This is a genomic window from Mycobacterium sp. 236(2023) (assembly GCF_029623955.1).
Taxonomy (GTDB): domain Bacteria; phylum Actinomycetota; class Actinomycetes; order Mycobacteriales; family Mycobacteriaceae; genus Mycobacterium.
On record NZ_JARSBP010000004.1, the window covers coordinates 635,949 to 657,788 of the forward strand.

At 66.9% G+C, this 21,840-nt stretch carries 16 protein-coding genes; 12 read left to right on the forward strand and 4 right to left on the reverse strand.

Annotated features, from left to right (window positions below):
- The first annotated feature begins 191 nt into the window (after positions 1-191).
- The 4 genes from P9A17_RS19915 (at position 192) to P9A17_RS19930 (ending at position 4,569) form a co-directional block, all read left to right on the forward strand.
- On the forward strand, positions 192-608 hold the full coding sequence (locus tag P9A17_RS19915; protein ID WP_278040422.1) for a BlaI/MecI/CopY family transcriptional regulator: 417 nt from the start codon (positions 192-194) through the stop codon (positions 606-608).
- Between the two features lie 14 nt (positions 609-622).
- Positions 623-1,558, forward strand: coding sequence for a M56 family metallopeptidase (locus P9A17_RS19920; protein WP_278040423.1), 936 nt, complete (start codon positions 623-625; stop codon positions 1,556-1,558).
- An 89-nt stretch (positions 1,559-1,647) separates the two neighbouring features.
- A complete protein-coding gene (gene gndA, locus P9A17_RS19925; protein ID WP_278040595.1) occupies positions 1,648-3,105 on the forward strand; it encodes an NADP-dependent phosphogluconate dehydrogenase in 1,458 nt (485 codons plus the stop codon).
- Between the two features lie 24 nt (positions 3,106-3,129).
- Positions 3,130-4,569 carry a GuaB1 family IMP dehydrogenase-related protein gene (locus P9A17_RS19930; protein ID WP_278040424.1) on the forward strand — a complete coding sequence of 480 codons (1,440 nt, stop codon included), beginning with the start codon at positions 3,130-3,132 and terminating at the stop codon, positions 4,567-4,569.
- On the opposite strand, the gene P9A17_RS19935 is transcribed toward P9A17_RS19930, so the two are convergent.
- The 3 genes from P9A17_RS19935 to P9A17_RS19945 are packed head-to-tail and all read right to left on the reverse strand — an operon-like array spanning position 4,522 to position 8,201.
- The gene (locus tag P9A17_RS19935) at positions 4,522-5,592 is read right to left on the reverse strand and encodes an ABC transporter ATP-binding protein (protein ID WP_278040425.1); all 1,071 of its coding nucleotides are present in this window, start codon (positions 5,590-5,592) and stop codon (positions 4,522-4,524) included. The two genes, P9A17_RS19930 and P9A17_RS19935, sit on opposite strands and share 48 nt — an antisense overlap.
- On the reverse strand, positions 5,585-7,132 hold the full coding sequence (locus tag P9A17_RS19940) for an iron ABC transporter permease (RefSeq protein WP_278040426.1): 1,548 nt from the start codon (positions 7,130-7,132) through the stop codon (positions 5,585-5,587). The genes P9A17_RS19935 and P9A17_RS19940 overlap by 8 nt, the downstream gene beginning before the upstream one ends.
- A 7-nt stretch (positions 7,133-7,139) precedes the next feature.
- Positions 7,140-8,201 carry an iron ABC transporter substrate-binding protein gene (locus tag P9A17_RS19945; protein WP_278040427.1) on the reverse strand — a complete coding sequence of 354 codons (1,062 nt, stop codon included), beginning with the start codon at positions 8,199-8,201 and terminating at the stop codon, positions 7,140-7,142.
- A 386-nt stretch (positions 8,202-8,587) separates the two neighbouring features.
- Between P9A17_RS19945 and P9A17_RS19950 the strand changes: the two genes are divergently transcribed.
- The 7 genes from P9A17_RS19950 to P9A17_RS19980 all read left to right on the forward strand — a co-directional run bounded on the left by P9A17_RS19950 (position 8,588) and on the right by P9A17_RS19980 (position 19,128).
- Positions 8,588-9,946 (forward strand): hemolysin family protein, encoded by a 1,359-nt coding sequence (locus tag P9A17_RS19950; RefSeq protein WP_278040428.1) that lies wholly within the window; start codon positions 8,588-8,590, stop codon positions 9,944-9,946.
- Positions 9,939-11,000 carry a hemolysin family protein gene (locus P9A17_RS19955; RefSeq protein WP_278040429.1) on the forward strand — a complete coding sequence of 354 codons (1,062 nt, stop codon included), beginning with the start codon at positions 9,939-9,941 and terminating at the stop codon, positions 10,998-11,000. The genes P9A17_RS19950 and P9A17_RS19955 overlap by 8 nt, the downstream gene beginning before the upstream one ends.
- Positions 10,993-11,871 carry a 3-methyladenine DNA glycosylase gene (locus P9A17_RS19960; RefSeq protein ID WP_278040430.1) on the forward strand — a complete coding sequence of 293 codons (879 nt, stop codon included), beginning with the start codon at positions 10,993-10,995 and terminating at the stop codon, positions 11,869-11,871. The genes P9A17_RS19955 and P9A17_RS19960 overlap by 8 nt, the downstream gene beginning before the upstream one ends.
- Before the next feature lie 53 nt (positions 11,872-11,924).
- On the forward strand, positions 11,925-14,105 hold the full coding sequence (locus tag P9A17_RS19965; RefSeq protein WP_278040431.1) for a malate synthase G: 2,181 nt from the start codon (positions 11,925-11,927) through the stop codon (positions 14,103-14,105).
- 38 nt (positions 14,106-14,143) lie between these two features.
- Complete coding sequence (locus P9A17_RS19970; RefSeq protein ID WP_278040432.1) at positions 14,144-16,078, forward strand: substrate-binding domain-containing protein; 1,935 nt, start codon at positions 14,144-14,146, stop codon at positions 16,076-16,078.
- Between the two features lie 40 nt (positions 16,079-16,118).
- Complete coding sequence (locus tag P9A17_RS19975) at positions 16,119-17,705, forward strand: peroxidase family protein (RefSeq protein ID WP_278040433.1); 1,587 nt, start codon at positions 16,119-16,121, stop codon at positions 17,703-17,705.
- A gap of 232 nt (positions 17,706-17,937) precedes the next feature.
- Complete coding sequence (locus P9A17_RS19980; protein WP_278040434.1) at positions 17,938-19,128, forward strand: alkane 1-monooxygenase; 1,191 nt, start codon at positions 17,938-17,940, stop codon at positions 19,126-19,128.
- Here P9A17_RS19980 and P9A17_RS19985 read toward each other — a convergent pair.
- Positions 19,108-19,965, reverse strand: a complete 858-nt coding sequence (locus P9A17_RS19985) for an SDR family oxidoreductase (RefSeq protein WP_278040435.1) — start codon at positions 19,963-19,965, stop codon at positions 19,108-19,110. The two genes, P9A17_RS19980 and P9A17_RS19985, sit on opposite strands and share 21 nt — an antisense overlap.
- A gap of 634 nt (positions 19,966-20,599) precedes the next feature.
- Between P9A17_RS19985 and P9A17_RS19990 the strand changes: the two genes are divergently transcribed.
- Positions 20,600-21,835, forward strand: a complete 1,236-nt coding sequence (locus P9A17_RS19990; RefSeq protein ID WP_278040436.1) for a PE-PPE domain-containing protein — start codon at positions 20,600-20,602, stop codon at positions 21,833-21,835.
- The last annotated feature ends 5 nt before the right edge of the window (positions 21,836-21,840 follow it).

The following is a 21,840-nucleotide window of genomic DNA, read 5'->3' on the forward strand; positions in this document are numbered from 1 at the left end:
CGCGATGGGGAATGGAGGAGGTCCTTGTGACCGGACTCACACGCAACGGGGAACGCCTGACGGGAGTCTTCGACGTTGACGGTTCGAAGAAAGGCCTTCATCGGGTGCGACCAGCGCGGGAATCCGATACGACGCGCGGTAGTAATCCCGTAGTACGCTTTGGGCGACCGCCGGTAGGAGATGAACGGAAGATGGCCAAGCTGACTCGGCTCGGGGAACTCGAGCGCTCCGTCATGGACCACCTGTGGTCTGCTGGCGAGCCGCAGACCGTGCGTCAGGTGCATGAGGCCCTGGCCGCGCGCCGTGACCTGGCCTACACCACGATCATGACCGTATTGCAGCGGCTGGCGAAGAAGAATCTCGTCGTGCAGCACCGCGACGATCGCGCCCACCGCTACGCCCCGACCCACGGCCGCGACGAACTCGTTGCCGGACTGATGGTCGACGCACTCGATCAGGCCGCCGATTCGGGCAGCCGCGAAGCCGCTCTCGTGCATTTCGTCGAGCGCGTGGGCGCCGACGAAGCCGACGCGTTGCGCCGTGCGCTGGCCGAGTTGGAGGGCAAGCACCGGACCGAAAGACCCGCTGGCGATTCGGGTGTCGCCTGAGGGACACTTACTGTGTGTCCGCGCTGGCCTTCTCCATCGTCGCCCTGATTTTGTCGGGGCCGGTGCCTGCGTTGCTGGCGCGTGCCACCTGGCCCCTGCGGGCACCCCGCGCGGCGATCGTGTTGTGGCAGTCGATCGCGCTGGCCGCGGTGCTGTCGGCGTTTTCGGCGGGAATCGCCATTGCGATACGCCTTTTCGAACCCGGCCCCGACGGCCGTCCCACCGCCACGATCACCAGTGAGATCGCCAACCTCGGCTGGCCGTTGTGGGTCGCCTACGTCGTGGTCCTGATCCTCACTCTGGTGATCGGCGCCAGGCTCATCACCTCCGTCCTCAAAGTCGCGATCGCGACCCGGCGCCGCCGCGCACACCACCGCATGGTCGTCGACCTCGTCGGCACGCACGACTCCCGGCCGAGAGCCCGCAGCGGGCTGCGTGTCCTCGACGTCGACGAGCCACTCGCCTACTGCCTGCCCGGTGTCCGCAGCCGGGTCGTCCTCAGCGAGGGCGCGCTGAAGACGTTGTCCGACAGCGAGGTCGGCGCCATCCTCGAACATGAGCGCGCCCACCTGCGCGCCCGCCACGACCTCGTACTCGAGATGTTCACCGCGGTGCACGCGGCGTTCCCTCGGTTCGTCCGAAGCGCGCACGCCCTGTACGCGGTCCGCCTTCTCATCGAGCTTCTCGCCGACGACGCCGCGGTGCGGGCCGAAGGGCCCACCCCGCTGGCTCGCGCTCTGGTGGCCTGCGCGTCGTCGCGCGCGCCGCGTGGTGCGCTCGCCGCGGGCGGGCCGACGACAGTGGTCCGCGTCCGGCGCCTCGGCGGCAAGCCCAACAGCAGATTCCTGGCAGCGTGCGCCTATGTCGCCGCCGCTGCAGTCCTGGTCGTTCCCACGGTGGCCTTCGCGGTGCCGTGGTTGAACGAACTGCACCGACTGTTCCTCGTCTAGACCGGGGGCGAAAACCCGGGGTCCATCGCGTTTGAGTATCAGAGTGTTTTGAGTGCCAGAAGCTGTGCCGCAATCTACGGATCGAAGGGATTTCGTCTATGAGCTCGACCACGGGTACCGCCCAGATCGGCGTCACCGGCCTTGCCGTCATGGGGTCCAACCTCGCCCGCAACTTCGCATCGCACGGCTACACCGTGGCGCTGCACAACCGGTCGATCGCCAAGACGGACGCGCTGCTCGCCGAGCACGGGTCCGAGGGCAAGTTCGTGCGCAGCGAGACGATCGCCGAATTCCTCGACGCGCTGGAGAAGCCGCGCCGCGTCATCATCATGGTCAAGGCCGGTGACCCGACCGATGCGGTGATCAACGAGCTCGCCGACGCCATGGAAGAGGGCGACATCATCATCGACGGCGGCAATGCGCTCTACACCGACACGATCCGCCGCGAGAAGGCGATCCGCGAGCGTGGCCTGCACTTCGTCGGCGCGGGCATCTCCGGCGGCGAAGAAGGCGCGCTGAAGGGCCCGTCGATCATGCCCGGTGGCCCCGCCGAGTCCTATAAGTCGCTCGGCCCGCTGCTGGAGGAGATCTCCGCGCACGTCGACGGCGTGCCGTGCTGCACCCACATCGGGCCCGACGGTGCCGGCCACTTCGTGAAGATGGTGCACAACGGCATCGAGTATTCCGACATGCAGCTCATCGGCGAGGCCTACCAGCTGCTGCGCGACGGCCTCGGCAAGACGGCACCCGAGATCGCCGACGTCTTCGACGAGTGGAACAAGGGCGACCTGGACAGCTTCCTGATCGAGATCACCGCGCAGGTGCTCAAGCAGACCGACGCAAAGACCGGCAAGCCGTTGGTCGACCTGATCCTCGACGAGGCCGAGCAGAAGGGCACCGGCCGCTGGACCGTGAAGTCCGCGCTCGATCTGGGCGTGCCGGTCACCGGTATCGCTGAGGCCGTGTTCGCCCGCGCCCTGTCGGGATCGGTGGCGCAGCGCAAGGCCACCACCGGGCTGGCGTCCGGAGATCTCGGCGAAAAGCCAACGGACGCAGCGCAGTTCACCGAGGACATCCGCCAGGCGCTGTACGCGTCGAAGATCATCGCCTACGCGCAGGGTTTCAACCAGATCCAGGCCGGCTCCAACGAGTACGACTGGGGCATCAAGCCCGGCGACATGGCCAGGATCTGGCGCGGCGGCTGCATCATCCGGGCGAAGTTCCTCAATCGGATCACCGAAGCCTTCGACAACAATGCCGCCCTGCCCACGCTGATCGTCGACCCGTACTTCCGTGATGCCATCGAAGCGGCGATCGACAGCTGGCGCCGCGTGGTCGTCAAGGCCACCGAGCTGGGCATCCCGATCCCGGGCTTCAGCTCGGCGCTGTCCTACTACGACGGCCTGCGCACCGAACGGCTGCCCGCCGCGCTGACCCAGGGCCTGCGCGATTTCTTCGGGGCCCACACCTACGGTCGCATCGACACCGATCCCGAGAAGCGGTTCCACACATTGTGGAGCGGCGATCGCAGCGAGGTGGAGGCCTGACGCGGCCCCACTAAACTCGGGGTCGTGAAGTTCCTCGATGGCCACCGGCCGGCGTACGACCTGACCTACAACGATGTCTTCATCGTGCCGGGGCGATCCGACGTCCCGTCGCGATTCGACGTGGACCTGTCGACGGTCGACGGGTCAGGAACCACCATCCCTGTCGTCGTTGCGAACATGACCGCGGTGGCGGGTCGCCGGATGGCCGAGACGGTCGCCCGCCGCGGCGGAATCGTTGTTCTGCCGCAAGACCTCCCGCTGTCCGCTGTCCGGCACACGGTGGACTTCGTCAAGAGCCGCGACACCGTGGTCGACACTCCGGTGACGCTGTCCTCCGACGACTCGGTGTCCGACGCCAGCGCGCTGATCCACAAGCGGGCGCACGGCGCGGCCGTCGTCGTCGACGGTGACAACCGCCCCATCGGCCTGGTCACCGAGTCCAGCTGCCGCGGCGTGGACCGCTTCACCAGGGTCAGCGACATCGCGATCCCGGATTTCGTGACCGCACCCGTCGGCACCGAGCCGCGCAAGGTGTTCGATCTCCTCGAGCACGCCCACGTGGGCGTCGCCGTGCTGACCGAGGCCGACGGATCACTGGCCGGTGTGCTGACCCGCACCGGCGCCATCCGGGCCGGCATCTACGCACCTGCGGTCGACGCCAAGGGCCGGCTGCGGATCGCGACGGCCGTCGGGATCAACGGCGACGTCGCGGCCAAAGCGCGCGAGTTGGCCGAGGCCGGTTCGGACCTCCTCGTCATCGACACCGCGCACGGCCATCAGCAAAAGATGCTCGACGCCATCGAAGCGGTCGCCGCCCTGGACCTGGGTCTTCCGCTGGCGGCGGGCAACGTCGTCTCGGCGGCGGGCACCCGTGACCTGATCAACGCGGGTGCGTCGATCGTCAAGGTCGGCGTCGGCCCCGGCGCCATGTGCACCACCAGGATGATGACCGGCGTGGGCCGTCCGCAGTTCTCCGCGGTCGTCGAATGCTCCTCTGCTGCAAAGGAACTCGGGGGGCACGTATGGGCCGACGGCGGAGTGCGGCACCCGCGCGACGTGGCGCTCGCGCTTGCCGCCGGTGCGTCGAACGTGATGATCGGATCCTGGTTCGCGGGTACCTATGAATCCCCCGGCGACCTGATGCACGACCGCGACCTTCGGCCGTACAAGGAGAGCTACGGGATGGCGTCCAAGCGCGCCGTCGCGGCCCGCACGGCGGCCGACAGCGCGTTCGACCGCGCCCGCAAAGGCCTCTTCGAGGAGGGCATTTCCAGCTCGCGGATGGGACTGGACCCGGTGCGCGGCGGCGTGGAGGATCTCATCGATCACATCACCTCGGGCGTCCGCAGCACATGCACCTACGTCGGAGCCTCGACGCTGCCCGATCTGCACGACAACGTCGTCCTCGGCGTGCAATCAGCCGCCGGCTTCGCCGAGGGGCACCCGCTCCCGACCGGTTGGTGACGGATACGCCAGGACGTCGCCGATGACGGCGAGGCCGACGCGGTCCCCCGCCGACGGGGCGGCCCCGCCGGAGCCGCGCAACCTCAGCGGGGACCCGTCGGGCAGCCTGACGTGAACGGTGGTCTCGGCTCCGTAGAACCGGCTTGCGGTCACCGTCGCCGCAGATCCCGATCCGTCGGCGGTGATCGTCACCTGCTCGGGCCGGAGTACGACGACGACCTCGCCGTCGACGAGTGGCTGCGCGGCAGGCAGGACGCCGAGCGGAGAGTCGAGCATCCCGCCGACGACCCGGCCCGCCAATTCGACTGTGGCGCCGACGAATCGGGCTGCCGCCAGCGTCGACGGAAAACGGTAGAGCTGCGCAGGGGTGCCGTGCTGGGCGAGCGTGCCGTCCATCAACAGCGCGACCGAGTCCGCCAGGGAGAGCGCTTCGGCCTGGTCATGGGTGACCAACAGTGCCGTGGTCTGCGTCTCGCGCAGAATCGCGGCGATGTCCTCCCGGACCCTCATCCGTAATCCGGCGTCCAGCGCGGCGAAGGGTTCGTCGAGCAGCAGCACCCGCGGCTGCGCCGCCAGCGCCCGTGCGAGCGCGACCCGCTGCTGCTGACCACCCGACAGTTCGTGCGGGCGGGCCCGGCCGAGACCCTCCAGGCCGACCACTTCCAGCCAATGATCCACCACCGCACCAGGATTGGCGCGGCGGCCGCGGTCCAGTCCGAACGTGATGTTGGCGCCGACGTCCAGATGCGGGAAGAGTGCGCCTTCCTGGGGCATCAGACCGACCCGGCGCCGGTGGGCCGGAACCGTCAGCACGTCACGGCCGCCGATGCGCACGGTGCCGGCGTCGGGGTCTTCAAAGCCGGCCAGGATCCGCAGCAGGGTGGTCTTACCGCAGCCCGACGGTCCGAGCACTGCCGTGATGGTGCCCGCCGGTGCCTCCAGGTCGATGCCCCGCAAGACCGTTAGGTCGCCGAACGACTTGTGGACTCCAGCGACGATGACGTCGGCGGGTGCGTCAGTCAACGCGGACCTCCCCTGACAGATTGGCGCTCCACAGTCCGAGCACCGCGGTGGGTATCGCGGCGAACACCACCAGCGCAGCAGCGTACGGGGCCGCCTCGGCGTAATCGCTGACGAAGCTGTGCGCCCAGAGCCGGGTGGCCAGCGTGTCGGTTCCGGTCGGGTGCAGCAGAAGCGTCACCGGCAGTTCCTTCATGCAGGTGAGCAGGACCAGGCCCGCGCCGGCCGCGATCCCGGGCAACGCGCCGCGCGCCGTCACCGACAGGAAGGCGAACAGCGGCCCCCGGCCCAGCGATCGCGCCACCTCCTCGAGACGGATCGGGGCCGCCTCCACCGCGGACCGGATCGAGCCGACGGCCAGGGGGATGAACAGCACCGCATACCCCAGGATCAGCAACGGTTCCTCCTGGTAGATAGGCCGGAGCAGCAGCACGCCGACGGAGACCATCGCGATCGCCACCACGATCGAAGGCAGGCCGTGGGAAAGGTAGCTGGCGCCTTCGAGCATGCGCGTCGCGCGGCTGCGGTAGCGCGCGGCCAGCACGCCGAGCGGCATCGCCGCCAGCGTGCACACCACCGCGGCGGCCAGCGACAGCCAGATAGTCGCGGTCAGGGCGGACAGCCACTCGGCGCGGTTCCAGCGGATCCCGCCGGCCGTCAGCCAATCGGCGAGCTCGGCGAACGGCACCACCAGCGCCGCCGCCAGCACGATCAGGGCGGGGGCCAGTGCGACCGCCCGCCACCGGCCCAGCGGGTTCACCGGGGCCGGACGCGGTGTCCCAGAACCGACCCGCGCCGCCGCCGCCCGGCCACGCGCGCGATGCTCGGCGAGGACCAGAGCCACCGCGATGACGAGCAGGATCAACGACAGCACTGCGGCGCGGGCCGGATTGAAGCCCGACCGATAGGCGCCGTAGATGACCCAGGTGAACGCCTCGTACCGCATCGCCGCAACGGCACCGAAGTCGCTGAGCACATACAGCGCGACCAGCAGTGCACCTGCGGCGATCGCCGCCCGGGACTGCCGCAGCGTCACGCGGAACAGCACCGCGGGCCCGCTCAAACCCAACGAGCGGGCCACCTCCTCCTGGGCGGGATCGACCCGCGACAGCGCTGCCATCGTCGTCATCATGACCAGCGGATAGCTCACCAGCGTCAGCACCAGCGCCGCACCCCAGAACCCCGCGATGCCCGGCGCCGTCGACACCCACAGGTAGCTGAGCAGGTAACTGGGCATGGCCAGGGGAAGCGTCAGCGCCACCGTCAGCATCCGCCTGCCGGGGAGGTCCGTGCGATTGATCAGGATCGCGAACCCGACCCCGAGGACCACGCACGCCGCGGTGACGACGCCGACGAGCAGCGCCGACCGTCCGACGAGCTCGAACGTGCGTGGCTGGACGAGTTCCCGGATGACGAAGCCGATACCGCGCTCATTGGCGCGCTGGGCCAGGTAGATCAGCGGCAGCAGCGTCGCAGCTGCCACCAGGGCGGCCGCCGCCACCAGCAGGACCGGTGCCCGCGACCGCCCGGAGTGATGCGGCATCACCTGCTCAGTTGGTCAGCAGCCCGGTCTCGACGAGCATCTCCTGGGTTGCTTCGAGATCGTCGAGTTGGGAGAGGTCGACAGCGGGCGGCTGCAGATCGGCGAGGGCCGGCATGTCGCCGTTGGGGGCGATGCCGGCGATGAGCGGGTACTCGGTGGTCTCGGTGGCGAAGTACTCCTGCCCCGCGGTGCTGACCAGGTAGGCGGCGAGTTCCTGGGCCTGCTCGGGATGCGACGCCGACTTCAGCACACCGACGCCGGCGACGTTGACGAGCCCGCCCGGGTCGCCCGGCGCCATGAATTGGTTGCGTGCCTTCACCTGATCTGCCGAGGTGCTGTTGATCAATTCGTAGAGGTAGTAGTGGTTGGTCAGGCCCAGTGGCACCTCACCCGAGTTGACGGCGTCGCGCAGCGGACCGTTGCCCTCGTAGGGCCGCGGCTCCTGCGCGGCGAAGGCCTGCAACCACTGACGTGCGGCGTCATCCCCGCGGGTGACGCGAAGCCCCGTGACGAACGCCTGCCACGACGCATTGCTCGGGGCGAATCCGATTTTGCCCTTCCACTCCGGCGCAAGAAGTCCGTCGATCGTGTCCGGGACAGTCGGAGCGAGTTCGGGGTTGTAGACGATGACGCGGGCACGCCCGGACACGCCGACCCACGTTCCGTCGGCGGCCGAGTAGCTGGCCGGGACGGCGGCCAAGGTCTCCGGGTTGATCGGTGCGAACAGGCCGGCCTTGGAGACGGCCCCGAGCGCGCCTGCGTCCTGCGACAGGAACACATCGGCGGGCGACGCGTCGCCCTCGGTGATCAGCTGGGCAGCGAGTTCTCCGGATCCGGCATAGCGGGCCTCGACCTCGACGCCGGTGTCGGCGGTGAACTTCTCCAGCAGCGGCGCGATCAGATCCTCGCTGCGTCCCGAGTAGACGACGACCTTGTCCGCGTCTGCGCCGCTGGCGCCCGAATCTCCGGAGTCGGATCCCGATCCGCATGCCGTGAGAGACAGAGCCAGTGCGGCGGCCGAGACCGCCGTGGTGATCCGGGCGAACCGCCCGCTGGGGAACGTGAACATGGGCGAGGTGACCTGAGCCTTTCGTGGGGCGGCAACGCTGCCGGCGAGCAAGCACGGTGGCGCCCAACGTATCACCCTGTGAAGTCACTGTGAGGGCCGAACGCGTCGGCCCGGCTAACCGACGCAGTGTGCCGTCAGCCGTTGAGATTCCGCTAACATGTGTTGACAATCAGCTGATTTCGCGCTTCACGACGGATGCGCGCAGAAGCCGCTGTCGACGAAAGGGACCAGGTGCCGCAGGCACTGGATGGAGACCCATCCGAGCCGGCCATCGCCGGCGAACGGTCTGACCACCAACCCTGCGACGCCGAGCCGTCCAGTACATTGCCGGGTCGCAAACCCGGCTCCCCGCGGAATCGCGATGACACTTCGGCCGGAGCGTGCCGATGAGCGTCGCGATGTCCCTGCTCTCGATCCTGGCGATCGTCGCCCTCACCGCCGGCACCGCTGTCTTCGTCGCCGCGGAATTCTCCCTCACGGCACTGGAACGCAGCACCGTCGAATCCAACGTCCGCTCCGGCGACCGCCGCGACGTGATGGTGCAGAAAGCCCATCGCACGCTCTCGACACAGCTGTCCGGCGCCCAGGTCGGTATCTCGATCACGACGCTGGCCACCGGTTTTCTCGCCGAGCCCGTCGTCGCGCGGCTCATCCACCCCGGCCTGACGGCGCTGCACATCCCCGAACGGTTCGCCAGCCCGATCGCTCTGATCCTCGCCATCCTGATCGCGACGTCGATCTCGATGGTGTTCGGCGAACTCGTGCCGAAGAACCTCGCGGTCGCCAAGCCTGTGCCGACGGCGCGCTGGTCGGCGCCGCTGCAGCTGATGTTCTCGTTCCTGTTCACCCCGCTGATCAGGCTCACCAACGGCACCGCCAACTGGATTCTGCGCCGGCTCGGCATCGAGCCCGCCGAGGAATTGCGCTCGGCGCGCTCACCGCAGGAACTCGTCTCCCTGGTGCGGTCGTCGGCCGAGAGCGGCTCGCTGGACCCCGTCACCGCGCTGCTGGTGGACCGGTCCCTGCAGTTCGGTGACCGCACCGCCGAGGAACTCATGACACCCCGCTCCAAGATCGACACCCTCGAGGCCGACGACACCGTGATCGACCTGAGCGAAGCCGCCGTCAGCACCGGTCACTCCCGGTTCCCCGTCATCCGCGGAGACCTCGACGAGACCATCGGAATGGTGCACGTCAAACAGGTTTTCGAGGTGCCTGCCGACGCACGCGCGACGACCAGGCTGGCCGACCTCGTCCAACCGGTCACCAAGGTGCCCTCGACGCTCGACGGCGACGCCGTCATGACAGAGGTGCGCGCCAACGGACTCCAGACGGCGCTCGTCGTCGACGAGTACGGCGGCACCGCGGGCATGGTGACCGTCGAAGACCTGATCGAAGAGATCGTCGGCGACGTGCGCGACGAGCACGACGACGAGCCACCCGACGTGGTCGCCGCCGGGAAGGGCTGGCAGGTGTCGGGACTCCTGCGGATCGACGAGGTCGCCGAGGGCACCGACTTCCGGGCCCCCGAAGGCGATTACGAGACGATCGGCGGTCTGATCCTGGAGAAGCTCGGCCACATACCCGCCGAGGGTGAGGCCGTGGAGCTGACCGCCTTCGACCCGGACGGCCCCGTCGACGACCCGGTGCGATGGCTCGCGACCGTCGTCAAGATGGACGGGCGCCGAATCGACCAGCTGCGCCTGACCGAGCTGGGCCGCAAGGGAGACGAATCAGATGGATGACGTCCTCGGTGGGCTGCTCACCTTTGTTCTTCTCGCCGCCAATGCGTTCTTCGTGGCCGCCGAATTCGCGCTGATATCGGCTCGGCGAGACCGCCTCGAAGCGCTTGCCGAGCAAGGCAAGTCGAGTGCCGTCACAGTCATCAGGGCCGGTGAGAACCTGTCGCTGATGCTCGCAGGCTCTCAGCTGGGCATCACGATCTGCTCGATTCTGCTGGGTCGCGTCGCCGAACCGGCCGTAGCCCACCTCCTGGAGAAGCCGTTCGACTTCGTCGGCATCCCCGATGCGCTGCTGCACACGGTCTCGTTCCTGGTGGCGCTCACCATCGTGGTGACCCTGCACGTGCTGCTCGGCGAGATGGTGCCCAAGAACATCGCCATCGCGGGCCCGGAATCCACGGCCATGCTTCTCATCCCGCCCTACCTCGTCTACATCCGGTTCGCGCGCCCGTTCATCGCCTTCTACAACTGGTGCGCCAACGCGACGCTGCGCGCGTTCGGCGTCGAACCGAAGGACGAGCTCGAGATCACCGTCTCGACGGTCGAACTGTCCGAGATGATCGCCGAATCACTGTCGGAGGGTCTGCTCGACCCCGAGGAGCACACCCGTCTGACGCGCGCGCTGCAGATCCGCAACCGCTTCGTCAACGATGTCGCGATGCCGCTGCACCAGATCCGCGCCGTCCCCGTCGCGCGTGAAGGGGCGGGCCCGACCGTCGGCGCCCTCGAAGAAGCGCTGCGCGAGACCGGATACTCGCGCTTCCCCGTCGCCGACTCCACGGGCGGTTTCACCGGCTACGTCCACATCAAGGATGTGCTGCCGCTGCTCAACGCGGACGCAGGCAGCGACGCCGTCGTCGAAGCGTCGATGGTCCGCCCGCTGCCGCTGGTCCCGGCGTCGCTGCCGTTGCCCGACGGGTTGACGCGGCTGCGCCGCACCAATAGCCACCTGGCGCTCGTCACGGCCGCCGACGGCACCGCCACGGCGATGATCGCGCTCGAAGACCTGGTCGAGGACCTGGTGGGAACGGTGCGCGACAGCACGCATCGTGTCTGATTGGCGGCTCGCCGCCGTGCCCGATTGGCGGCTCGCCGCCGCTCGGCATCGGCAGCGTGCCGACGACCTGCTCGCACCGCACGTCCAGCGCAGGCAGGCCGGCGAAGCCCACCCCGTGTTCGACTTTCTTTTCACCTACTACAGCCTGCGGCCGCGGCAGCTGCGGGTCTGGCACCCCGGCTACGGCTCGGTCCTCGACGGACCCGCCGCGGACCGCTACCTCGACCGGGCCGGATACGTCCGGACGGGCCGCGGGGTCACGGTCTCCGGCGAGTACCTCGCGGCGCGGCTGGGCACTGTGATCTTCATCGCCGATCTGCTCGGAGCCACCGCTTCACGGGCCGCCCGGTTCAACTGTTTCGGGCTGCACGAGTGGGCGATGGTCTACCAGTCGCCCGACGTGCGCCACGCCAAGGTTCCCCTGCGCCTCGGCGCCGCGGGAACCGATGCGGTGGTTGAGTCAATTCCATTGCGCTGCAGCCATTTCGACGCTTACCGCTTCTTCACCGATGCCGCCGTGGAACGCAATGCACAGCCGCTGGCCCGGCACACCCAGGTCGCCTTCGAACAGCCCGGCTGCGTCCACGCCGGAATGGATTTGTACAAGTGGGCCTTCAAACTCGGGCCGCTCATCGAGTCCGGGCTGGTGCTGGACTGCCTCGAGCTCGCCGCGGACGCCCGGGTGCTCGACATGAGGGCCAGCCCGTACGACCTCAGCGACTTCGGATTCGACCCCATCGCGATCGAAACACCAGGTGGGCGCCGCGAGTACGCGCGGGCCCAGGAGGCGATCAGCGAGCGCGCCGCACCGCTGCGCGCCCGGCTCCTGGAGCGTTGCGTGGCGCTGCGGGACACCGCCGCCGGCGAATAGGCCTGTTACCGGTGGGTAAGCTGGTACGGCGAAAGTGAAGCGAGGGAGGAACCATGACTGAACGCGTGACGGTGGGTAACCTGCGCGTCGCCCCCGTGTTGTACGACTTCATCAACAACGAGGCGCTGCCCGGTACCGACATCGACCCCGACACGTTCTGGTCCGGCGTCGACAAGGTGGTCGCGGATCTGACCCCGAAGAACCAGGATCTGCTCGCCCGGCGCGACGACCTGCAGGCGCAGATCGACAAGTGGCACCGGGCCCGCGTGATCGGCGGCTTCGAGCCCGCCGACTACAAGCAGTTCCTCACCGACATCGGCTACCTCGACCCGGAGCCGGCGGACTTCACGATCACCACCGCGGGCGTCGACGACGAGATCACGACGACCGCGGGGCCGCAGCTCGTCGTCCCGATCCTCAACGCGCGGTTCGCGCTCAACGCCGCCAATGCCCGCTGGGGCTCGCTGTATGACGCGTTGTACGGCACCGACGTCATCTCCGACGAGGACGGTGCCGAAGCGGGAAGTTCGTATAACAAGGTTCGCGGCGACAAGGTGATCGCCTATGCGCGCACGTTCCTCGACGGCGCCGTCCCGCTCGCCGACGGCTCGTGGGCGGACATCTCGGAGCTGAAGGTCGAGGACGGCGCGGTCGTCCCTGCGCTCGCCGACCCGTCCCAGTTCGTCGGCTATCTCGGCGAAGCTGATGCGCCTACTTCCGTCGTGCTCGTCAACAACGGCCTGCACATCGAGATCCTCGTGGATCCGGAGTCGCCGGTGGGTTCGACCGACAGGGCCGGCATCAAGGACGTCGTCCTCGAATCCGCGATCACCACGATCATGGACTTCGAAGACTCCGTGGCCGCCGTCGACGCCGACGACAAGGTGCTCGGCTACCGGAACTGGTTGGGGCTCAACCGCGGTGACCTCTCCGAGGACGTCAGCAAGGGCGGCAAGACGTTCACCCGCGTGCTCAGCGAGGACCGCACATACACCGGACCGGACGGAGAAAGCGACGTCACGCTGCCCGGGCGCAGTCTGCTGTTCGTCCGCAATGTCGGCCACCTGATGACCAACGACGCCATCACCGATTCCGACGGCGCAGAGATTCCTGAAGGCATCCAGGACGCACTGTTCACCAGCCTGATCGGCATCCACGGCCTGAAGTCGGACGGCGACGGCGACACCAAGAACGGCCCGCTGGTCAACAGCCGCACCGGCTCGATCTACATCGTGAAACCGAAGATGCACGGGCCCGACGAGGTCGCGTTCACCTGCGAGTTGTTCAGCCGCGTCGAGGACGTCCTCGGTTTGCCGCAGAACACGATCAAGGTCGGCATCATGGACGAGGAACGGCGCACCACGCTCAACCTCAAGGCGTGCATCAAGGCCGCTGCCGACCGAGTGGTGTTCATCAACACCGGCTTCCTCGACCGCACCGGCGACGAGATCCACACGTCGATGGATGCGGGCCCGATGATCCGCAAGGGCGCGATGAAATCGACCGACTGGATCAAGGCCTACGAGAACCAGAACGTCGACATCGGCCTGGAGACCGGGCTGTCGGGCCGGGCGCAGATCGGCAAGGGCATGTGGGCCATGACCGAACTGATGGCCGACATGGTCGAGCAGAAGATCGGCCAACCCAAGTCCGGTGCGACGACGGCGTGGGTGCCGTCCCCTACGGCGGCGACGCTGCATGCGATGCACTACCACCAGGTCGACGTCTATGCGGTGCAGAAGGAACTGGGCGGCGAGCGCCGTTCGACGATCGAGGAACTGTTGACGATCCCGCTGGCCAAGGAGTTGGCGTGGGCACCGGAGGAGATCCGCGAGGAAGTCGACAACAACTGCCAGTCGATCCTGGGCTATGTGGTGCGCTGGATCGACGCGGGTGTCGGCTGTTCCAAGGTGCCCGACATCCACGATGTCGCGCTTATGGAAGACCGTGCGACGCTGCGCATCTCGAGCCAGCTGCTGGCCAACTGGCTGCGCCACGGTGTCATCACCGAAGAGGACGTCAAGGCGAGCCTGCGCCGCATGGCCGCCATCGTCGACGAGCAGAACTCCGCCGATGGTTCGTACCTGCCTATGGCCCCGGACCCGGACGCCAGCATCGCGTTCCAGGCGGCCCAGGAATTGATCCTCGACGGCGGTGCGCAGCCCAACGGCTACACCGAGCCGATCCTGCACCGCAAGCGCCGGGAGTTCAAAGCAGCTAGTACCGTTGGCTGACGCACGACGACCCCGCACGTTAGGACGCTTAGGACGGCATGGGCAGACATAGCCTCCCGGACCCCGACGAGTCGGGTCGCCGGAAGTCCGATGAGCCGCAGACCGAGCGCATCGATTCGCGCGCAAGCGATTCCGGTGACGGCACGTACGGTGACGACGACGCCACGACACGGTTCTCAGTCGGCGGCCCCGGCCCACGCGCCGGCGCCCAGCACAGTGGGGACTGGGAAGGCGGCGAGTGGACGGGTAGTCATCGCGCGATCACGCAGGGGCCGCGAAAGCTCAGCGTCGGCGTGATCGCGGCGCTCGTGACCGTCGTCGTGGTGGTCGCCGTCGTGATCTTGTGGCGGTTCGTCGGTGACGCGCTCGACGGTCGATCCGACGCCGCGGCCGCCCGCTGCGTCGACGGCGAGGTCGGCGTCGCCGTCGTCGCCGATCCCGCGATCGCCGAGCCCATCGCGGCGCTCGCCGAGCAGTACAACCAGACCGCGGACCCTGTGGGCGACAAGTGCGTCAAGGTCGGCGTCAAGCCCGCCGACTCCGACCAGGTGGTCGACGGCCTGCGTGATGCCTGGCCCGGCGACCTCGGTGATCAGCCTGCACTGTGGATCCCGGCCAGTTCCGTCTCGGAAGCCCGGCTCGAAGCGGTCAAGGGCCCCGAATCGGTCAGCGACAGCCGCACCCTGGTCAGCTCCCCCGTCGTGTTGGCCGTCTCTCCTGCGCTCAAAGATGCTCTCGGCGAGCAGAATTGGGGCACTCTGCCCGACCTGCAGACCGACCCGGCCGCCCTCGACGGCCTCGGCCTGCAAGGCTGGGGCGGATTGCGGTTGGCGCTGCCCCTCGACGGCGACAGCGACGCCTCCTATCTCGCGGCCGAAGCCGTCGCGTCGGCCGCCGCGCCCCAGGGTGAACCCGCCAATGCCGGCCTGGGTGCCATCAGCACTCTGATGGCCGGGGCACCCGAACTTCCCGACACCAACGCCGATACCGCCATCGATGCGCTGGTCAACGCGTCGGACCCGAAGACCTCGCCCGTTCACGCCGTGGTCACGACGGAACAGCGGGTGTACCAGCGCGCCTCGTCGCTGACCGACGCCACCGGCAAACTGGCCGCGTGGCTGCCTCCCGGCCCGACCGCCGTCGCCGATTTCCCGACGGTGCTGCTGTCCGGTGACTGGTTGTCACAGGAAGAGGTCACGGCGGCAAGCGAGTTCGCGCGATTTATGCGCAAACCCGAACAGCTTGCCGAGCTCGCGAAGGCGGGCTTCCGCGTCGAGGGAACCGAACCGCCGGCCAGCGACGTCGTCGACTTCCCGCCGGTGTCGGCCCCACTCAACGTCGGGGACAACGCCGTCCGGACCACCATCGCCGACACGTTGACGGCTCCGGCCGAAAGCCCGACCGTGACGGTGATGCTCGACCAGTCGATGCCGACCGACGAGGGCGGTGCGACCCGCTTGGCCAATGTCGCCGACGCCCTCAAGACGCGCATTCAGGTGCTACCCCCGGACTCCGGCGTGGGCCTGTGGACGTTCGACGGTGTGGGAAGCCGCTCGGAGGTCGCGCTCGGGCCTCTGGCGGACGCGGTCAACGGGACTCCGCGCAAGGACGTGCTGAATTCGGAGCTGGACGGCCAGACCGCATCCAACGGCGGCGCGGTGTCGTTCACCACGATGCGGATCGTCTACGGCGACGCGACATCGAAATTCCGCGAAGGACAGAAGAACTCGGTTCTCGTCATCACCGCCGGCCCGCACACCGACCAGTCCCTGGGCGCTTCTGGGCTGCAGGACTACATCAGGGGCGCGTTCAAGGCCGACCGTCCGGTCGCGGTGAACGTGATCGACTTCGGTGACGACACCGACCGGGCCACCTGGGAATCCGTCGCGGAGATCACCGGTGGCAGCTATCAGAATCTCGGCAGCTCGGCGTCTCCGGAACTTGCGTCCGCAATCGCAAAAATGTTGTCCTGACCAGCGACAATCGGTCGTCAACGACGTAATATTGACGCTCATGACCGGGGGGTTCTGGCGGAAGAACGGCGTCAAACGCGGTGTGCGGGTGCTGCTGACCACGAATTTTCCGTGCTTCTGGCACACGCTGCGGCGAATACCGAAGGTGAAGTCGCGGGTCAACCAGTTCCTGATCAACTCGTCCATCTACACCATGGAGACCCGCCCGCCCGCGCTGAGCACCAAGTCCAGCTATACGAGCTGGGACTCCCTCCACGATCGCGAGTTCAGTGCCCGCCACCTCGCAGGCGACGATGGATTCGCGCCGGACACCAAGCCCACCATGGAATGCGTCTCGGCGCTGTTCGAGAGGCCGGCCGGGAAGCAGTCGACATCGGAGGGGTCCTCGCTGCTGTTCCCGTTCTTCGCCCAGTGGTTCGTCGACGGATTCCTGCGGACCGACCCCACAGACGCCAGGAAGAACACGTCCACCCACGACATCGACCTGAGTCAGCTCTACGGCCAGAAGAAAATCGAGACCGACGCCCTGCGGGCCGAGTTCGGCCTGCTCAAAACCTCGACCGACGAATCGGGCCGCGAGTTCCCACCCCTCTATTACGACCGCGACGGAAACGTCAAGGCATGCTTCAAGGACTTGCCGATCGTCCTGGACAGCGTCGACGACTCCAAAGCTCAATCCACCACGGCCCTGGCCGAGGAACGCAAACTCAAGCTCTTCGCTCTCGGCCTGCCACGCGGCAACATGCACTACGGCCTCGCGATGATGAGCACGTTGTTCATCCGCGAACACAACCGCATCGCCAGGGAGATCCGAAAGCACACCAAGTGGGACAGCGACCGCATCTTCGAAACGACGCGCAACACGATGATCGTGCTGCTGATCAAGGTCGTGATCGAGGACTACATCAACCACATCACGCCGATACAGTTTCCGTTGTTCATGGAGTCCGGCATCGGCATGAACGAGCGGTGGTACCGCCAGAACTGGATGTCGGTCGAATTCAACCTGCTGTACCGGTGGCACAGCCTGGTGCCGTCACGGGTGAAGGTCGGCGGCACGCCGCGGCAGTTCTCCAGCCTGACGTGGGACACCAGCCCCGTCACCGATCACGACCTGGCGGCACTGTTCCATGAGGCTTCGCGGCAGCCCTGCAGCACCATCGACCTGCTCAATACCGACGTGTCGATGCTCCAGATCGAGCAGCAGTCGATGTTCGTCGCGCGCAAGACCCAGCTCGCGTCGTACAACGACTACCGCCAGAGGTGCGGGCTCCCCCGCCTCGGCAGCATCGAGGATTTGACGTCGCAGCAGTCGGTGCGAGATGCGTTGCACGCCTGCTACGGCCACATCGACAACGTCGAGTTCTTTCCCGGCCTGTTCGCCGAGGACGTGCGCAAGGGCGCGACGTTGCCGCCCCTGATGACGACGATGGTCGCCGTGGACGCCTTCTCCCAGGCGCTGACCAATCCGCTCCTGGCGCCGGGCATCTTCACGTGCGACACCTTCTCGCCCCAGGGAATGAAGGCCATCAAGGAGACGAGGTCGCTGCAGGACATCGTCCGTCGCAACACCAAGGGTGAGTCGGTGGTGCCCCACGTCAGCCTGGCACGCATCCCAGGCTCGTAATCGGCTTTGCTGCGTCGCACGGCGCCGTTCGCCCTTCTGAGGGCACCCTTATCGGGACTGAGCAGCCGCCCAGCAATGATCTGTCTGACCGTCGCACAGCAAGTGTTTCGCTGCCGGTTCGCTGAGGCGATTGCCGGTACCGTGCCTCAATGGTATGACGGCGTTATCATAAAGTCGCTTCCGGCTGACATGATCGGGGAATCGTCCGGCTAAGAGGGGGATGCATCGACTGATGTCGACTCTGCAGCGGACATTGAAGGTACGCAGCCAGGCGCCGGTAGTTGCTCCGCCCTGGCGTGACAGGAAGCGCTACGTCTGGCTTCTCGGGCTGGTGGTGCCCACCCTCGTCCCGATGTCGGCGTTGGGTGCGTCTCTGTCCGGCTGGAGCGTGTTCTGGTGGTCGGGACCGGTGCTGATGTTCATCGTGATTCCCGCGCTGGATCATCTCGTCGGCCCTGATTCGGACAATCCACCCGACAGTGCGTTGACGTGGCTGGAAAACGACCGCTACTACCGCTGGGCGACCTATATCTACCTGCCGGCCCAGTACCTTTCGCTGGTGCTGGCCTGCTGGCTGTGGGCCGGCGGCAGCGGCATCCCGATGAGCGAGCTCGACAAAGTAGGCCTCATGCTTACCGTGGGTGGCATCGCGGGCGTCGGCATCAACACCGCACATGAGCTGGGCCATCAGCGGGCACAGTCGGAGCGCTGGCTCAGCAAGATCGCGCTGGCGCAGACCGGATACGGGCATTTCTACGTCGAGCACAACCGCGGCCACCACGCGCGGGTCGCGACCCCTGACGATCCTGCGAGCTCACGCCTGGGCGAAAGCCTGTACACATTCCAGTTTCGGTCGTTTTTCGGCAGTCTGCGGTCGGCGTGGCGCATCGAGAAGAGGCGCCTCAACCGCAGGCACAAGTCGGTGTGGACCCTGCGCAACGACGTGCTGAACTCCTGGCTGATGACGGTTGTGCTGTTCTCGGTCCTGGTCGCGGTGTTCGGACCTGACGTGGTGATCTGGTTGATCGGCCAGGCCGTCGTCGGCGTCTGCCTGCTGGAATCCATCAATTACCTGGAGCATTACGGACTCCGGCGTCAGCGCCGGGCGGACGGCAGTTACGAACAGGTGCGCGCTGCGCACAGCTGGAACAGCAATTCGGTGATCTCGAACGTCTTCCTCTTCCACCTGCAGCGCCATTCCGACCACCATGCCAATCCGCAACGGCGGTATCAGGCGCTGTGCCATGCCGACGAGGCTCCGCAGTTGCCGTCGGGGTACGCCACGATGGTGCTCCTGGCGCTGTTTCCGCCGCTGTGGCGCCGCGTCATGGATCCCCGCGTGATCGCCCACTACAACGGCGACGTGCGTCTCGCTGCGCTGGCGCCGGGCAAAGAGCACAAGTTAGTGAAGCGGTACGGCTGACTGCACTTCGCGGGTGCGCTTGAGGGCGATTGCTGCCGTGCGCATCGACAGCCCCGGCGACAGGCGCTCGAGGTACCACAGCGCCTTCCACCATCCCGGTACGACGATGATCGCCTCGTTGCGCACGACGGCCCGTAACGCCTTGTCGGCGAATACATCAGCATCCATGGGGCGTAGCGCCTCGCCGAGCTTGAGCTGATCCTCGCGGCTGACGCTCTTGTTCCTGCCGTACTCACCCCCGGTGAGGATCGGCGTGCGCACGACGCCGGGACACAGCACCGAGACGCGGACGCCGTGGGTCGCGGCTTCCACCCGCATCGCCTTGGACAGGGCGACGACGGCGTGCTTGGTTGCCGTGTATCCGCCCTGCGCGGTCGTGGTGATCAGGCCGGCCATCGACGCGGTGTTGACGACGTGGCCGCTGCCCTGGCGGATCATGAACGGGTAGGCCGCCTGGACGCCGTGGATGACGCCGCGAAGGTTGACGTCGATGACGTCGTTCCAGTCGTCGAGGGTGAGCGTGTCGACCTCGCCACCGATGCCGATCCCGGCGTTGTTGAACAGATAGTCGATTTTCCCCGATGTATCAACGGTTTTGGTGATGGCGTCGTGGAATGCGTCTGGATCACGCACGTCGAGTTCCACGGCATGCGCCGTCGCTCCGGTGCTCCGCACGTGCTGCGCGAGTTGTTCTGCGGCCTGGATCTGGCGGTCGGCGATCCAGACCTGTGCGCCGGCCGCCGCCAGCTTCGCCGTCAGCGCGGCGCCGATCCCGGAAGCCCCACCGGTGATGAACGCGACTTTCCCGGCCAGCTCGACTGCGTCCTTGGATGCCATCCGGGAAGGATATCGGCCGGGTCGGGTCGGGCGTCATGCCGACCACACGACACGGCCCCGATCGGCCGGCGCGGCACCGGCGCGCGACAACGATCCCATGGTTTGCCTCTGCGGTGGGCGGGGCATGCCGACGACGGAACCGCCAGCGGTTCTGCGTGCCGATCACGGTTCGGACAACACGGCCGGGATCGTCCAATGTTCACCGCATGGATGTCTGCTCGAAATGGTGTGCTGACAGAGGTGGTACAGACCAACAAAATTTATTAGCGGCACTGCCACTGGCAACAAGTTGGCGGGTAACTAGTCGCCGAGTTTCGACGCTAAATGACAATTGGGTAATTCAGGAGATGCAACATTACAGCGATCGAGTGCGAACGAGGTTCACGTGGTTTTACATCGTTGAACTGCTGACGGACATGCTTTTCGGTTAGCGCCCGGGCGAATGTCGGACAAATCCTCTACCGGTGTAGAGAGTGTATAACTGTCCAATATCAGCAATATTAACACCTTTTGCTGCAATCGCATTCATTGGAAATAGCTCCATTTTGCTGCGCAAAGTTTGACAGTGACGCAATATGCTTCTGTCGCGCCGGACATGGCGAGTCGCTCACAGCTACTGATCGGGGAGATCACTATGCGCAGAAGCATTCGAAAGGTAGGGGTCGCCTGCGGGGCGGCCTTTGCCTCGACGGCAATCGCCGTCTCTACGGCGACGGGGGCCTCCGCCGTCACCACGGCGGTGGCAGTCGGAGGGCTGGGGACGCCCGACATGCACGAGATCGTCATCAAGCCGCTGCTCGGCGGCAAGCTCGACCGCGAGAACGACATCCTGGACGGCGTCGAATGGCCCGCTGAGGCCAAGCGGCCCGGGACAGGGCGGACCCTGGGACAGTCGATCACAGAAGGGATCGCCAGTCTCGACACCCATTTCGACGCTGCCGTCGGTCGCTTGGAGGCGGGCGAGCAGTTCACCGTCGTCGGCTTTTCCGCCGGCTCGCTCGTCGTCAACGATTTCATGCGGGAGTTGGCGAAAGACCCCAATGCCCCCACCAAGGGGCAGGTGAAGTTCATCCTGGTTGCTGATTCGAGCCGTCAGAAGCTGATCCAGGGGTCGAGCAAGTACAACCCGCAGTACGACTACACGTACCAGCCGGCACCGGAGACCATCTACGACATCGACGTCGTCACCGGTGAATACGACGGCGCGGCCGACATGCCGGACCGGATCTTCAACTTCCTGGCCGTCGTGAACGCCATCGCCGGCGGGATCTACGTCCACGTGCCGATGATGTTCGAGGACTACGCGGCGGTCACGCCCGAAGAGAACATCACCAGGGTGACGAACAGCAAGGGCGGTGTCACCACCACCTACCTCGTCCCCACCAAGACGCTTCCGATCGTGCGGCTGCTTCCGTTCCTGAAGTCTCAGGAAGCCTCGTTGAAGGCCAAGATCGACGCGGGTTACAGCCGCAACGACGACCGGCTTGCTGCCGCCAACTCGGCCTCGGCCCGCTCGTTCGCCGCGCCCGCGGTGGTCGAAGAGGCTTCGGCGACCGTCGAGGAGGAGGCGGAGGACACGACCGAAGCCGACACGACCGAATCTGAGGCCGCCGAATCGGATACCGCCGATTCCGACGCGCCGACGACGAAGGCGAGCAAGAGGGAAACCGTCGCCGAGGAGGACACCGACGTGTCCGAGGCCGACGACGACAAATCTGCGGCCTCCGGGGATGCCGACACGGCGGATTCCGACAAGGCCGACAAGGGCGACGAGGGCGACAACGATTCCGCGAGCACCAAGGGATCCAAGTCGTCAGGGGACTCGTCGTCTGATGGATCTGGGTCGTCTGACTCCGGCTCCTCGGAGTAGCCTCC

Coding starts and splice junctions, on each gene's coding strand:
- P9A17_RS19915 (WP_278040422.1), top strand. CDS start 192: ATGGCCAAGCTGACTCGGCTCGGGGAACTCGAGCGCTCCGTCATGGAC.
- P9A17_RS19940 (WP_278040426.1), bottom strand. CDS start 7,132: ATGCCGCATCACTCCGGGCGGTCGCGGGCACCGGTCCTGCTGGTGGCG.
- P9A17_RS19945 (WP_278040427.1), bottom strand. CDS start 8,201: ATGTTCACGTTCCCCAGCGGGCGGTTCGCCCGGATCACCACGGCGGTC.
- P9A17_RS19950 (WP_278040428.1), top strand. CDS start 8,588: ATGAGCGTCGCGATGTCCCTGCTCTCGATCCTGGCGATCGTCGCCCTC.
- P9A17_RS19955 (WP_278040429.1), top strand. CDS start 9,939: ATGGATGACGTCCTCGGTGGGCTGCTCACCTTTGTTCTTCTCGCCGCC.
- P9A17_RS19965 (WP_278040431.1), top strand. CDS start 11,925: ATGACTGAACGCGTGACGGTGGGTAACCTGCGCGTCGCCCCCGTGTTG.
- P9A17_RS19970 (WP_278040432.1), top strand. CDS start 14,144: ATGGGCAGACATAGCCTCCCGGACCCCGACGAGTCGGGTCGCCGGAAG.
- P9A17_RS19975 (WP_278040433.1), top strand. CDS start 16,119: ATGACCGGGGGGTTCTGGCGGAAGAACGGCGTCAAACGCGGTGTGCGG.
- P9A17_RS19980 (WP_278040434.1), top strand. CDS start 17,938: ATGTCGACTCTGCAGCGGACATTGAAGGTACGCAGCCAGGCGCCGGTA.
- P9A17_RS19985 (WP_278040435.1), bottom strand. CDS start 19,965: ATGGCATCCAAGGACGCAGTCGAGCTGGCCGGGAAAGTCGCGTTCATC.
- P9A17_RS19990 (WP_278040436.1), top strand. CDS start 20,600: ATGCGCAGAAGCATTCGAAAGGTAGGGGTCGCCTGCGGGGCGGCCTTT.